The organism is Roseateles toxinivorans (genome assembly GCF_004362525.1).
GTDB classification, from domain to species: domain Bacteria; phylum Pseudomonadota; class Gammaproteobacteria; order Burkholderiales; family Burkholderiaceae_C; genus Paucibacter; species Paucibacter toxinivorans.
On sequence record NZ_SNXS01000002.1, the window covers coordinates 321,653 to 334,686 of the forward strand.

At 68.2% G+C, this 13,034-nt stretch carries 19 protein-coding genes; 13 read left to right on the forward strand and 6 right to left on the reverse strand.

The features are described 5' to 3' along the window. Positions 1-121 precede the first annotated feature (121 nt). From DES47_RS07155 to DES47_RS07175, 5 genes are read left to right on the forward strand one after another with little or no spacing between them, the layout of a single operon-like run. Complete coding sequence (locus DES47_RS07155; protein ID WP_208114929.1) at positions 122-1,513, forward strand: aspartate aminotransferase family protein; 1,392 nt, start codon at positions 122-124, stop codon at positions 1,511-1,513. A 59-nt stretch (positions 1,514-1,572) separates the two neighbouring features. Next, the gene (locus DES47_RS07160; protein WP_133699995.1) at positions 1,573-2,067 is read left to right on the forward strand and encodes an Lrp/AsnC family transcriptional regulator; all 495 of its coding nucleotides are present in this window, start codon (positions 1,573-1,575) and stop codon (positions 2,065-2,067) included. A 15-nt stretch (positions 2,068-2,082) separates the two neighbouring features. After that, positions 2,083-2,445 carry a (2Fe-2S)-binding protein gene (locus DES47_RS07165; RefSeq protein WP_133699996.1) on the forward strand — a complete coding sequence of 121 codons (363 nt, stop codon included), beginning with the start codon at positions 2,083-2,085 and terminating at the stop codon, positions 2,443-2,445. Beyond that, positions 2,442-3,830 (forward strand): FAD/NAD(P)-dependent oxidoreductase, encoded by a 1,389-nt coding sequence (locus DES47_RS07170; protein ID WP_133699997.1) that lies wholly within the window; start codon positions 2,442-2,444, stop codon positions 3,828-3,830. Before DES47_RS07165 ends, DES47_RS07170 begins: the two co-directional genes overlap by 4 nt. Next, a complete protein-coding gene (locus DES47_RS07175) occupies positions 3,827-4,957 on the forward strand; it encodes an NAD(P)/FAD-dependent oxidoreductase (RefSeq protein ID WP_133699998.1) in 1,131 nt (376 codons plus the stop codon). Before DES47_RS07170 ends, DES47_RS07175 begins: the two co-directional genes overlap by 4 nt. 23 nt (positions 4,958-4,980) lie before the next feature. Here the strand turns inward: DES47_RS07175 and DES47_RS07180 are convergent, their stop codons facing one another. Then, the gene (locus DES47_RS07180) at positions 4,981-5,337 is read right to left on the reverse strand and encodes a cupin domain-containing protein (protein ID WP_133699999.1); all 357 of its coding nucleotides are present in this window, start codon (positions 5,335-5,337) and stop codon (positions 4,981-4,983) included. 174 nt (positions 5,338-5,511) lie between these two features. Here DES47_RS07180 and DES47_RS07185 point away from each other — a divergent pair, with 174 nt between their 5' ends. The 8 genes from DES47_RS07185 (at position 5,512) to DES47_RS07220 (ending at position 10,523) form a co-directional block, all read left to right on the forward strand. Beyond that, complete coding sequence (locus DES47_RS07185; RefSeq protein WP_133700000.1) at positions 5,512-5,877, forward strand: helix-turn-helix domain-containing protein; 366 nt, start codon at positions 5,512-5,514, stop codon at positions 5,875-5,877. An 11-nt stretch (positions 5,878-5,888) separates the two neighbouring features. Next, the gene (locus DES47_RS07190; protein WP_133700001.1) at positions 5,889-6,587 is read left to right on the forward strand and encodes an HAD-IA family hydrolase; all 699 of its coding nucleotides are present in this window, start codon (positions 5,889-5,891) and stop codon (positions 6,585-6,587) included. 14 nt (positions 6,588-6,601) lie between these two features. Further along, positions 6,602-7,762, forward strand: a complete 1,161-nt coding sequence (locus DES47_RS07195; protein WP_133700002.1) for a M20 aminoacylase family protein — start codon at positions 6,602-6,604, stop codon at positions 7,760-7,762. A gap of 71 nt (positions 7,763-7,833) precedes the next feature. Further along, positions 7,834-8,493 carry an HAD family hydrolase gene (locus tag DES47_RS07200; RefSeq protein WP_133700003.1) on the forward strand — a complete coding sequence of 220 codons (660 nt, stop codon included), beginning with the start codon at positions 7,834-7,836 and terminating at the stop codon, positions 8,491-8,493. Between the two features lie 30 nt (positions 8,494-8,523). After that, positions 8,524-8,973, forward strand: a complete 450-nt coding sequence (locus DES47_RS07205; protein WP_133700004.1) for a GNAT family N-acetyltransferase — start codon at positions 8,524-8,526, stop codon at positions 8,971-8,973. Positions 8,974-9,082: 109 nt separating this feature from the next. Next, positions 9,083-9,502 (forward strand): hypothetical protein, encoded by a 420-nt coding sequence (locus tag DES47_RS07210; protein ID WP_243748203.1) that lies wholly within the window; start codon positions 9,083-9,085, stop codon positions 9,500-9,502. A gap of 26 nt (positions 9,503-9,528) precedes the next feature. Beyond that, on the forward strand, positions 9,529-9,996 hold the full coding sequence (locus DES47_RS07215) for a P-loop nucleotide/nucleoside kinase family protein (RefSeq protein WP_279537324.1): 468 nt from the start codon (positions 9,529-9,531) through the stop codon (positions 9,994-9,996). Positions 9,997-10,001: 5 nt separating this feature from the next. Next, a complete protein-coding gene (locus tag DES47_RS07220; RefSeq protein ID WP_166651892.1) occupies positions 10,002-10,523 on the forward strand; it encodes a GNAT family N-acetyltransferase in 522 nt (173 codons plus the stop codon). Here DES47_RS07220 and DES47_RS07225 read toward each other — a convergent pair. The 5 genes from DES47_RS07225 to DES47_RS07245 all read right to left on the reverse strand — a co-directional run bounded on the left by DES47_RS07225 (position 10,507) and on the right by DES47_RS07245 (position 13,013). Further along, complete coding sequence (locus DES47_RS07225; protein ID WP_133700007.1) at positions 10,507-10,866, reverse strand: VOC family protein; 360 nt, start codon at positions 10,864-10,866, stop codon at positions 10,507-10,509. The two genes, DES47_RS07220 and DES47_RS07225, sit on opposite strands and share 17 nt — an antisense overlap. Before the next feature lie 15 nt (positions 10,867-10,881). Beyond that, positions 10,882-11,562 (reverse strand): hypothetical protein, encoded by a 681-nt coding sequence (locus tag DES47_RS07230; protein WP_133700008.1) that lies wholly within the window; start codon positions 11,560-11,562, stop codon positions 10,882-10,884. A 61-nt stretch (positions 11,563-11,623) separates the two neighbouring features. Further along, on the reverse strand, positions 11,624-11,857 hold the full coding sequence (locus tag DES47_RS07235; RefSeq protein ID WP_133700009.1) for a DUF2805 domain-containing protein: 234 nt from the start codon (positions 11,855-11,857) through the stop codon (positions 11,624-11,626). A 14-nt stretch (positions 11,858-11,871) separates the two neighbouring features. Continuing rightward, positions 11,872-12,414 (reverse strand): SRPBCC family protein, encoded by a 543-nt coding sequence (locus DES47_RS07240; protein ID WP_133700010.1) that lies wholly within the window; start codon positions 12,412-12,414, stop codon positions 11,872-11,874. Positions 12,415-12,416: 2 nt separating this feature from the next. Continuing rightward, positions 12,417-13,013: a 3-hydroxyanthranilate 3,4-dioxygenase gene (locus DES47_RS07245; protein ID WP_133700011.1), complete on the reverse strand. Its 597-nt coding sequence runs from the start codon at positions 13,011-13,013 to the stop codon at positions 12,417-12,419. Positions 13,014-13,034 lie beyond the last annotated feature (21 nt).

Consider the following 13,034-nt stretch of genomic DNA (forward strand, 5'->3'; position numbering starts at 1 on the left):
TCTGCCGAGAAGCCCACGAGAACAGCCACAGCGCGCCGGCAGGCGCCCCCATTGCAGCACCACCCGCTGCGCCCTCCGCCCTAAGCTGGAGCCGTCTTCACGATGATGAATGAGTCGGCCCATGCAGTCCCCAGCGCACCCCCATCTCGACGCCCTTGTCTCGCTCGATCGCGAGCATCTGATACACCCGGTCGCACCCTGGCGCAAGCATGAGCAGCGCGGCGTCACGGTGCTGGAGTCGGGCCGGGGCGCCTGGCTGACGGACGCCAGCGGCCACCAGCTGCTCGATGTCTTTGCCGGCCTGTGGTGCGTCAATGTCGGTTACGGGCAGGAGAGCGTGGTGCAGGCGGCGGCCGAGCAGATGCGCAAGCTGCCCTACGCCACCGGCTATTTCCACTTCGGCAGCGAGCCGGCGATTCGGCTGGCGGCCAAGCTGGTGGAAATCACGCCGGCCTCGCTGACCCGGGTCTATCTGACCCTGGGCGGCTCGGAGGCGATCGACGCCGCGATACGCCTGATCACGCAGTTCTACAACAACACCGGCCGGCCGGCGAAGAAGCACTTCATCTCGCTGGAGCGGGGCTATCACGGCTCCTCGTCCACCGGCTCGGGGCTGACGGCGCTGCCGGCCTTCCATCGCGGCTTCGACATGCCGCTGCCGACGCAACACTACATCGCCTCGCCCTACAGCTACCGCACCGGCCTCGATGACGCGGCCCAGATCGCCGCCTCGGTGGCGGCGCTGCGTGCCAAGGTCGCCCAGCTCGGCGCCGAGAACGTCGCCGCCTTCTTCTGCGAGCCGATTCAGGGCTCGGGCGGCGTGATCGTGCCGCCCAAGGGCTGGCTGAAGGCGATGAGCGTGGCCGCCCGCGAGCTGGACATCCTGTTCGTCGTGGACGAGGTCATCACCGGCTTCGGCCGCACGGGCCCGATGTTCGCCTGCGACGCCGAGGGCGTGCAGCCCGATCTGATGACCCTGGCCAAGGGCCTGACCTCGGGCTATGCGCCGATGGGCGCGATGCTGATGTCCGAGGCGGTGTACGCCGGCATTGCCGATGGCGCACCGACCGGCGCGGCGATAGGCCATGGCGCGACCTACTCGGCGCACCCGGTCAGTGCGGCCGTGGCTCTTGAGGTGTTGCGTCTGTACGAACAAGGCGGCCTGCTCGCCAACGGGCATAGAGTGGCCCCGCATTTCGCGGCCGTGCTCGACGGCCTGCGCGACCATCCGCTGGTCGGCGACTCGCGCCACCGCGGCCTGCTGGGCGCGCTGGAGCTGGTCAGCGACAAGGCCAGCAAGCGGGGTTTCGACGCGGCCCTGGGCCTGTCGGACCGCATCTTCGACGCCGGCTACCGCAACGGCCTGGTGTTCCGCTCGTTCGGCGACCACATCCTGGGCTTTGCCCCGGCGCTGTGCTTCACCGAGGACGAGTTCGCGATCATGGGCACGCGGCTGAAGAAGACGCTGGACGAGATCCTGGCCGCGCCGGACGTGCGCGCCGCGATGAAGTGATGGCGGCAGGTTCGCGGCGCAAAATCGAGCTCCCCCATACAACCAGCGAGTGACGCACCGTGGTAGGCCCCCTCAAGCTTGATCGTCTCGACCTGCGCATCCTCAGCCAGCTGCAGAAGAATGGCCGCATCACCAATGTCGATCTGGCCGACGCGGTCGGCCTGTCGCCCAGCCCCTGCCTGATACGGGTGAAGCGGCTGGAGCAGGCCGGCTATATCGCCGGCTACGGCGCCCAGCTGCGGCTGGAGAAGCTGGGCGACACCTTGACCGTGTTCACCGAGGTCACGCTGTCCGACCACCACCGCGAGGACTTCGTGCGCTTCGAGGCGGCGATACGCGAGATCGACGAAATCATCGAATGCCATCTGGTCAGCGGCGGCTACGACTATCTCTTGAAGTTCACGACGCGTGGCGTCAACCACTACCAGTCCATCGTCGAAGACCTGCTGGAACGCAATATCGGCATCGAGAAGTACTTCAGCTTCATCGTCATCAAGTCGCCCTTCATCAAGAACCACTATCCGATCGAGCGGCTGTTCCCGCCGACGCTCTGACCCTGTTCCAAACACATGAGTGCTGCTTCATTCCAAGCGCCCGGTGCGCGTTTTGTGCGCCTGGCCGAAACCGGCCGCCCGGCCCTGCGGCTGAGCATTGACGGCCAGCCCGTCACCGCCATGCAGGGCGACACCCTGCTGGTGGCCGTGCTGAGCCACCAGCGCAGCTTGCGCCGGTCGGAGTTCGGCGACGGCGCACGGGCGGGCTTCTGCCTGATGGGCGCCTGCCAGGACTGCTGGGTCTGGACCGAAGCGGGCCAGCGCCTGCGCGCCTGCTCGACGCCGGTGTTGGAGGGCATGGCCGTGCGCACCTCGCCGCCGGCCAGCCACTGGCCGGTGACACCTGATTTGCAGATCGTGCAGGGGCGCGAGCTGTGAGCGGCCCCCGCGTGATCGTCGTCGGCACCGGCCCGGCCGGTGTGCGGGCGGCGCAGGCGCTGGTCGAGGCGGGCCTGCGGCCCATCGTCATCGATGAGGGCAATCGCGCCGGTGGGCAGGTCTACCGCCGCCAGCCCGAGGGCTTCAAGCGCGACTACGCGACCCTGTATGGCAGCGAGGCGGCCAAGGCGCAGGCGCTGCACAGCGACTTCGATGCGCTGCTTGAACGCATCGACTACCGCGGCGACACGCTGGCCTGGAACGTCAGCGCGAAACAGCTGCACACGGTGTACCCGGCCAGCGGCGAGACGCATGACATCGCTTTCGACGCGCTGATCGTCTGCAGCGGCGCCACCGACCGGCTGATGCCGGTGACAGGTTGGAATCAGGCCGGCTGCTACAGCCTGGGCGCCTCGCAGATCGCGCTGAAGGCGCAGGCCTGCGCGATCGGCTCGCGGGTCGTCTTCATGGGCAGCGGACCGCTGCTGTATCTGGTGGCCTCGCAGTATGTGAAGGCCGGCGCAAAGGTCGAGGCGGTGCTGGACACCTCGCCGGCCATCCCGCCTCTTGCCGCCCTGCGCGGCCTGCTGAGTCGCCCGCAGCTGCTGTGGCGCGGGCTGCAGCTGCAGGTGATGCTCAAGCGCGCCGGCGTTGCGCTGCTGAAGGGCATCACACCCGTGCGCATAGACAGCACCCCCGAACAGGGCGTGACCGGCGTCACCGTCCGCGATGCCCGAGGCCGCACGCGGCTGTTCGCGGCCGATGCCGTGGGCCTGGGCTGGCATCTGCGCGCCGAGTCGCAGCTGGCCGATCTGGCGCGTTGCGAGTTCGTATTCGAGCCCTTGAGCCGCCAATGGCTGCCGCGCATCGATGAAGACGGCCGCAGCAGCACGGCGGGCGTCTATCTGGCCGGCGATGGCGTGCGCATTCTCGGGGCCGATGGCGCCGAAGCCGCCGGCCGTCTGGCCGCACTGGCCGCGCTGCATGATCTGCAGCAGGGCAGCGAACGCTACCAGGCCGAGCAGGGACCGCTGCGCGCCACGCTGGCGACGATGGACCGCTTCCGCCAGGGTCTGTTGCTGGCCTTTCCCTGGCCGCACCAACAGGCCGCCGCGCTGCCCGACGAGGCCGTGGTCTGCCGCTGCGAGGCCGTCAGCGCCGGCGAGTTGCGCCGCTGCGTACGCGAACTTGGCAGCCAGGAGGTGAACCGCGCCAAGGCCTTCAGCCGCGTCGGCATGGGCCGCTGCCAGGGGCGCTTTTGCGGCCATGGGGCGGCCGAGGTGATTGCCGCTGCGGCCCATATCCCGATCGAGTCGGTGGGCCGCATCCGCGGCCAGGCGCCGGTCAAGCCCATCATGATGAGTACGCAAGAGGTGGCGCAATGATCGGCGTCCAACGGAGCGATGTGCTGATCATCGGCGGCGGCCTGATGGGCACCACCACCGCCTTCTTCCTGCGCCAGCAGCATGGCCTCAGCGTCACCCTGCTGGAGCGCGAGCTGATAGGCCGCCAGGCCAGCGGCACCAACTTCGGCAATGTGCGCCGCCAGGGCCGCGACCTGGCGCAGATGCCGCTGGCCAACCGCGCCCGCGCCGTCTGGGGCCGGGTCAAGGAGCTGCTCGGCGAGGACCTGGAGTTCAAGCCCTACGGCCACTTGCGCGTCTGCTACACCGAGAAGCAGGCGGCCATCCTGGAGCAGCATGCCCGCGACGCACTGCCGCTGGGCCTGGAGCTGGAGCTGTTCACGGCCGAGGCCCTGCGCAAGCGTTGGGGCATCTTCAGCAACGAGGTGGTTGCCGGTTCGCTGTCGCCCATCGACGGCCACGCCAACCCGCGCCTCTCCGGGCCGGCCTTCGGCCGCGCCGCGCGCCGTGCCGGGGCCGCCATCCACGAGCACAGCGAGGTCGCGCACATCGAACGCGACGGCGCCGACTTCGTTGCCCATACCACCGATGGCCGCCGGTTCCGCGCCGCGCAGCTATTGGTCACCAGCGGCGCCTGGTCGGGCCGGTTCGCGGCCAGCTTCGGCGAGCCGGTGCCGCTGGAGGCCCGTGGCCCGCAGATGGGCGTGACCGAACCGCTGCCCTATGCCATCGGCCCGTCCATCGGTGTATCGACACCGATCGAGCACGAGGGCCTGTACTGGCGTCAGATCGAGCGGGGCAACATCGTCTTCGGCGGCGGGCTGAAGGGCCCGGCGCTGGCCGATCAGATCCGCGCCTACGTCAAGCCCGATAACATCTTGCGCCAGCTGCGCGAGATGCGCCGCTTCGTGCCCGCCTTCGAGCAGGTGCAGCTGCTGCGCGTCTGGAGCGGCATCGAGGGCTACACCGCCGACTGGGCCCCGGTGCTGGGCCCCAGCGCCCGCGTCCCCGGCCTGCACTATGCGTTCGGCTTCAATGGCGAGGGCTTCGCCATCAGCCCCGGCGTCGGCGAGGTGATGGCCGAGCTGCTGGCCACAGGCCAGACATCGACGCCGATTGCGCCGTTTGCCATTGCGCGCTTCGCCTAAGCGGCGCAAGCGCGCTCAGGCGCTCAGTCCTGAGCCATCACCACATAGACCTTCCTCAAGGTCTCTTTGATGTCCCACACGCCCGTCGTGTGCGCCGGGAAGAACAGCGTGTCGCCCGCCGTGATCTGCAGCGTTTCCCCGCCGGTGGGGGTGAAGCTGCAGGCGCCGGTCAGGATATGCATCACCTCGGCATTGGCCAGCTGGCGCTCGAAGCGGCCGGGTGTGCACTCCCAGATGCCGCTGCGGTTGTTGCCCGAGCCCTCCAGTTCGACCGGGCGGCCGCGGGTGGTGGCGGTGGGGGCGCTCAAGGGGCGGGCAACAGCGCCCTCGTCTTGCAGGCCGGCGAGGGCGTGGGATTGCTTCAGGATGGTGATGGGCATGGGGCGTCCAAGGTGAATGAAGCGGCCAGACTAGCCACGCGGCGGGCGTGCAGATAGGACGCTCTTGTCACCCGGCATGATCTGCGCGGCCGGCCCCCGGATACGCAATTCGCTACTGCGTGGCGGCGGGTTTACGGGCACATCGTTGGCGGCATCGAACTTAAGCTTTGGCTCATGGCCACACCGTCCGCGCTCACCGAAACCCGGCCCCGCCGCTCGCTGGAGCCGGTGCTGGCCCATATCCGTGCCCACCTCAGCGAGCCGCTGCGCCTGGAGAGCCTGGCCGAGCTGTGTGGCCTGAGCGTCTGGCGCTTTGCCACCGTGTTCCGCGAGCGGGTGGGCATGTCGCCCTACCGCTATGTCAATGTGCTGCGCGTCCAGCATGCCCAGACGCTGCTCAGCCAGGGCATGCCGGCGGCGCGGGCGGCCAGCGAGTCCGGCTTCTACGACCAGAGCCATCTGTCGCGCCGCTTCAAGCGCCTGTGCGGCATGACGCCGGGCCAGTATCAATCCGCTACCCAATCCACCACCTCTTCGTGAAGGCATCCACCATGGCCCTGCAAGACTTCAAAGTTCTGACCTTCGACGTCGTCGGTACGCTGATCGACTTCGAGCGCGGCATGCTCAACTACCTGCACGAGGCGCTGCCGGACAGCCCCGTCGGCGACGAGGACTTCCTGGCCGCCTACCGCCGCGCCCGGGCCAGCAAGGAGGCGATCGCCTACCCGGATGACCTGGTGCGCTGCTGGCATGCCATCGCCGCCGAGCTGGGCATGCCCGACACGCCGACGCTGGCTGAAGGGCTGCGCGACTCGGTGCCGCGCTGGCCGGCCTTTGCCGACTCGGTGGCGGCGCTGAAGCGCCTGCGCACCCGCTTCAAGCTGGTGGCCATGACCAATGCGCAGCGCTGGGCGCTCGCCCACTTCGAGAAGACGCTGGACATGCCCTTCGACGACAGCGTCACCAGCGACGACGCGCTGTGCGAGAAGCCGGACGTGAAATTCTTCGCCTTCACCCGCGGCCGGCTGAGCACCCGCGGCTACAGCCAGGCCGACAATCTGCATGTGGCGCAAAGCCAGTACCACGACATCGGCGTGGCCAAGGGCCTGGGCCTGAAAACCTGCTGGATCGAGCGGCGCCACGGCCAGCCCGGCTTTGGCGGCACCCTGGAGGTCAAGCAGATCACCACGCCGGACTATCACTTCCACACGCTGGCCCAGCTGGCGGATGCGGTTGATGCCGGCAAGTGAGGCAGACTGCTGGGATGAACGACGACATCAGCGACTTGCTGCCCGCCCTGGTGGCCCTGCGCCACGACCTGCATGCCCACCCGGAGCTGGCCTTTGCCGAGCACCGCACGGCCGGCATCGTGGCGGCGGCCTTGCGCGAATTGGGGTTGGAGGTGCACGAGGGTGTGGGCGGCACCGGCGTCGTCGGCCTCCTGCGCAACGGCGCGGGCCGCAGCGTCGGCCTGCGCGCCGACATGGATGCCCTGCCCATGGTCGAGCAGAGCGGCCTGCCGCACGCCAGCCTGTTCAGCGGCGTGCATCATGGATGCGGCCATGACGGCCACACCAGCATGCTGCTGGGCGCGGCCCGCCAGTTGACGCGCACGCGGCGCTTCGCCGGCACGGTGGTGTTCATCTTCCAGCCGGCCGAGGAGGGCCGGGGTGGCGCCAAGGCGATGGTGGAGGACGGGCTGTTCGAGCGCTTCCCGTGCGACAGCGTCTATGCGCTGCACAACTGGCCCGATCTGCCGCTGGGCCACGCCCAGACGCGGCCCGGCCCCATCATGGCGGCGGCAGACCGCTTCGACATCAGCGTTCGCGGGCGTGGCGGCCATGCCGCCCAGCCCCATCACACACCCGACGCCATCCTGGCGGCCAGCCAGCTGGTGACCCAGCTCAACACCATCGTCGCCCGACGCATTGACCCCGGCGAGTCGGCCGTGCTGTCGGTGACGCGCATCGAGGGCGGCCATTCGCACAATGTGCTGCCGGCCGAGGTGCAGATCACCGGCACCGTGCGCAGCTTCGACCCCGACTCACAAGACCGCATCGAGGCCGCCCTGCACGACACCGCCCAGGGCGTGGCCCTGGCCAGCGGCACCGAGGTCGAGGTGAAATACACCCGCTATTACCCGGCCACCATCAACAGCGCTGCCGAGGCCGAGCTGGCGTTGGCCGCTGCCGCCGACACGGGCCTGCAAGCCACGGTGGCGCCTCTTCCGGCCTTCACCTCCGAAGACTTCGCCTTCATGCTGGAGCAGCGCCCGGGCGCCTATCTGTGGCTGGGCCAGCGCCGCCTGGGCGCCGATGCCGGCCTGCACCGGCCGCTCCATCATCCCTGCTACGACTTCAATGACGCCGCCCTGCCGCTGGGCATTGCCTGGTTCGTGGCGGTGGCGCAGCGGGCGCTTCGGTAGGCGCAGGCCATTGGAGGCGCCGTGCGCCCCTACACTGCAGCCGGGTTCCACTGCGGGCGACGACAACGTATATGACCTCCCTCGTGATCTTCGACTGTGACGGCGTGCTGGTGGACAGCGAGCGCCTGAGCCACATCGTGCTGCAGCAGATGCTTGAGGAGCTTGGCGCGCCGCTGAGCTTCGACGAAGCCGTCCAGCGTTTCATGGGCACCTCGATGCCTGTCTGCATGGAACGCATCGGCGAGCTGCTCGGCGCGCCGCCGCCCGCGGACTTCCTGCCCCAGTTCTCCCAAAGGACCCGGGCGGCCTTCGAGACTGGCTTGACAGCCGTGCCGGGCGTCGAGCAGGTGCTGGACGGCTTGCAGACGCCGTTCTGCGTCGCCTCCAACGGCAATCGCGCCAAGGTGGACTTCACGCTGGGGCACACCGGGCTGCTGCCGCGCTTCGAGGGCAGGATCTTCACCGCCGACGATGTGCGCCATCCAAAGCCGGCCCCGGACCTGTTCCTGCTCGCCGCCCGCACGCTGGATGCCGACCCGTTGCGCACCACCGTGGTCGAGGACACGCCCACCGGCATACGCGCGGCCAAGGCGGCGGGCATGCGGGCCATAGGCTTCTCGGCCATGACCTCGGCCGAGCGCCTGCTCGCGGCGGGCGCGGATGCCGTGGCCCGCACCATGGCCGAGGTGCAGGTTCTGCTGCCCGCATTGCCGCAGCGGGCGCTGCGATAAGCTGCTACCGGTCAACGCCTGGGAGCAGTCATGACGGCGATCTCGCTCAGCATTCACGACAGCCATCCGCCGGATGAAACGGCGGTAATCGACCAGGGCCTGGGCGATGCCAATGACCTGGCCGCCCCGCTGCATGAGGTGCAGCCCATTGCCTGCTTCGCGCGGTCCGACGCCGGGCAGGTCGTAGCCGGGGCGGTCGGGCGCTGGTGGGGTCCCTGCTGCGAGCTGCAGCAGCTGTGGGTCGAGCCAGCGCACCGCCGCCAGGGCATCGGACGGCAGCTGATACAGGCCTTCGAGGCCCATGGGCGAGCGCGAGGCTGCTCGGTGTTCTATCTGGAGACCTTCAGCTTCCAGGCGCCCGCGCTTTATCAATCGCTGGGCTATGAGATTGCCTACCGGCACGATGTCTATCCACATGGCATCGTCAAGTTCGTCATGGTCAAGCGGGTTGTGCAGGCCCCGGCAAGCGCCAAGGCTTGAGTGCTGCACGCCCGCATTCCATCAAGCGGGTTGCACCCGATGTCCGTCGGCGCCGCAGCGCGCCACACTTTGCGGCGAGTACGGTCCTCCACTTCTATGGAGACTCAGCATGGCCAAGTTCTTCCGGGTGTTCATGTCGGTGCTGCTGGGCCTGGTGATTGGCAGCGCGGTCAATATGGCGCTGATCACGGTCAGCGGCAAGGTCATACCGCCCCCGGCAGGGGCCGACGTGACGACGATGGAAGGGCTGAAGGCCTCGCTGCCTCTCTTTGAAGCCCGGCACTTCGTGTTTCCCTTCCTGGCCCACGCGCTGGGCACCCTGGCCGGCGCCTTCGTTGCCAGCCTGCTGGTGCCCGGCAAGCCGCTGGTTGCGGCCTGGGCCGTGGGTGGCTTCTTCCTGCTGGGCGGCATTGCCAACGTGATACTGCTGCCGGCACCGGTGTGGTTCAGCGCCACGGATCTGATACTCGCCTATCTGCCGATGGCCTGGCTGGGCGAGGTGTTGGCCAATCGAGTGCGCCGAACATGAGTGGCAATTGCGCGACGCTGTACTTCATGTGCGGCAAGATGGCCGCCGGCAAATCAACCCATGCGAAGGTCCTGGCCCAGGCAAAGCATGCCGTGCTGCTGGTTCAGGACGACTTGCTTGCGGCGCTGTACCCGGGCGAGATCCTGATCATCCCGGACTTCGTCAAATACTCCGCTCGCTTGAGGGAGGCTTTGACGCCTCACATCACAGCGCTGCTGAAGCAGGGTGTTTCGGTGGTGCTCGACTTTCCGGGCAACACGCGAATTCAGCGGCAGTGGTTTCGAGCGCTTTTTGAAGGCGCGAACGTCGAGCATGAACTGCACTTCATCGACACGCCCGACGAGCTTTGCAAGCGCCAGCTGAAGCAGCGAAGTGCCGCGCTGCCTGCGGGCTCGGCCTGGACCACGGACGCCGAGTTCGAGGCCATCACCGTGTACTTCCAGGCGCCCGCCGAAGACGAGAACTTCAGGGTCGTCCTGCACGAGCGGCGCTAGCCACCGTGATCATCCTGGAGACACCACGCCTGCTCCTGCGCCATTTGGTGCCGGGTGACCTTGAGGCGCTGTACGCCCTCTACCGCGACCCCGACATCCGCCGCTACTTCCCTGATGGCACGCGCACGCTGGACGAGACGCGTGAAGAACTGAACTGGTTTCTCAACGGACACCGGCGCCAACCCGAGCTGGGCCTGTGGGCCACGATAGAGAGGAGTTCGGACGCCTTCCTGGGACGTTGCGGCCTGCTGCCCTGGGAGATTGACGGCAGGCTCGAAGTGGAGCTGGCCTTCCTGATAACCAAAGCACGCTGGCGGGAAGGCTTTGCCAGCGAGGCAGCACGAGCGATCGTCGAGCACGCACGAACGGTGCTGCGCCTCCAGCGGCTGATCTGCCTGATCACGCCGGGCAACGCCGCGTCGGTCGGCGTCGCCGAGAAGGTCGGCATGTCATTCGAGCGGGAGCAGGAGGACGAGTTCGGTCTGTGCCATATCTACGCGCTTGCGCTGGTCACGCCCGAGTCCTGAACGCCCGGCTCGAGATCGACACCGGATTCTGGTCCGGGTCCTTGGCATTGGCGAAGGCATAGCCATCGGCCTGGTGGGTGCTGCCGAAGCTCAGGCCCAGCGCTGCGCTGCGCAGCTTGAAGGCCTCGATGTCCTGCACATCGAACACCAGCTTGACGCCGACCTGGCCCAGCTTGACGCTTTTGGCCGCCTGGTGGATCAGCAGATGGGCGCCGCCTTCGGCCGAGGCCAGTTCGATGATGCCGTCGCCGTCATCGGCATGGACGGCAAAGCCGAAATAGCGCTGGTAGAAGGCGGAGGTCTGCTGCGGGTCGCGGGCGTAGAGCAGGACCTTGTTGAGCATGGGCGCCCGCTGTCCTCAATCGGCCGCGAAGCAGTAGTACAGCCCGGCGCCACCGGTGGTCTTCAGCGCATCGGCGCTGCAGCCGCGCGAGGGGTGCGACGAGTTCCAGGACTTGGCCGGGGCGCTTTCGTCCAGGCCGGTCCGGTCGTGGTGGCCGACCATGGCCGAGCCGGCACCGCTGAGCGTCCAGTTGCCGCAGGTGGCGTCGGCGCTGCCGGCCACGACCATGCCGTTGGGCTGCGAGCCGGTCAGCACGTCATGCATATTGGGCGTGTCGCCACGGCCCTTGACGCTCTCGCCGCGCTCGGTCAGCGCGGTGAGCTTGTTCAGATTGTTGGCGGGGCCGTGCAGATGCTCGACATCGGTGGCCACCACCACGCCCTTGGCGTTGATCCACGGGCCCTTGCCGATGCGGTCGCGAGCGTTCACTGCCGAGTCGTAGCCCACCGCCTGCTGGCTCAGGTAGGCGCGCCAGCTGCGATTGCCGGCGCCTGCGGCTGCGGCCAGGGTCTGGCAATGCTTGTCGGCACCGGCCAGGCCGCCCAGATCGGCGCCCTTGCCGGGCCCGACGCTGGTGACGAAGAAGCTCATGCCGGTTTTGCCTCCGCCCATGCCGGCGCAGCCGGCGAGCAGCAGCGCCGCGACAGCAGCTGCAGCGAGAGACCGATGAACAGAACGCTTGTGCTTGGGGGACATGAGCATCTCCGTTGTGGTTTGCGAGCCTTGCAGACTAGGGCAAAGCCGGGGCCGCATCAAGTCACTTGCCGCGCGGCTTGCGCTTCATCGGGGCATTGGGCTTGCCTCCGCCGGTGCGGGCCCGCCACAGCTTGAAGGCATTGGGCGTCAGCTCGCGCTTGAGCAGCTGCACCAGCTCGCCCTGTGATATGCCGTGCTGCATCAGCACGGCGTTGAAGGGCGGGGTGTCGTCCCAGGCAGTGGCGATGATGCGCTGGATCTGGTCGGGGCTGAGGCGGGGTATCGGTTTGGCCATGCCGCTATTGTCGGTCAGCCTGAAGCCTCCGGCTTGGCGAACAGGCTGCGCCACCAGTTGCACAGCTGTGCCCACCGGCTGATCGAAACCGGGGCTGGAGCCTCGGCGGCGGGCGCCGTCGTCAGCTGCGCCTCGAAGCGGGTGAAGAACTCCTGGATGATCTTCTGCGCCGCCGCGTCGACGATGCGCGAGCCGATCTGCGCCAGCTTGCCGCCGATCTGCATCGTGGCCTCGTAATGCAGCTGCGTGCTGCGCGCCGACACCGGGCTGAGCCTGACCTCGGCCGTGCCCTTGCTGAAACCGGCCGCGCCGCCCTGGCCCTCGAAACTGAGCTTGTAGCCGGTCGGGGCGTTGATTTCGCTGAGGGCCAGCTTGCCGGTGAAGCGGGCGCGCACCGGGCCGACGGCGGCAATGACCACCGCCTCCAGCCGGTCGGGTGCGGTGCGGGTCAGCGATTCGCAGCCGGGGATGCAGGCCTGCAGCACGGCGTCGTCGTTCAGTGCCGCCCAGGCTTGCGCCTGCGAGCAGGGCAGCTCGCGTTGGTTTTCAATTTTCATGTTCAGTTTTCCAGAGGAGCGATGGGGACGGCGGCGTGGGCGTGCTTGTGTGCCAGCACGCCATGCCAGTCGCGCCAGGCGCGGCCGGGGTGGATCTCGCCGCAGCCGGGGCAGCGGCGTTCGGCCTCCGGGCTGGCGTAGTAGCTGTCGTAGACGGTGGGCAGGTCGCGGACGATGCTGTTCAGCTGCACCTCACGCCGCGTCACCAGGCTGCCGCAATGGGCGCAGGTCCATTCGAAGGCGTCGAGCAGGCCCGCAGGCCGGGTGCGCTCCACCACCAGGCACAGGCTGCCCGCCTGGGGGCGCTGCGGCGAGTGGCGCACGTGCGCGGGCAGCAGAAAGATGTCGCCCTCGTTCAGATCGACGCGCTCGTAGCGGCCGCGATCCCACAGCAGCAGATGGGCCTGGCCGCGCAGCTGGTAGAAAAACTCCTCCAGCGGGTCGTCATGGAAGTCGGTGCGCTGATTGGGCCCGCCGACGACGGTGCAGATGAAGTCGGCGTCTTGCCAGATCTGCTGGTTGCCGACCGGCGGCTTGAGCTCGGCGGCGTGTTCGCTGATCCAGCGCTGCAGATTGAGGGGGGGGCCAAATTTAAGCATCGCTATCTCCTGGGTGGGGAT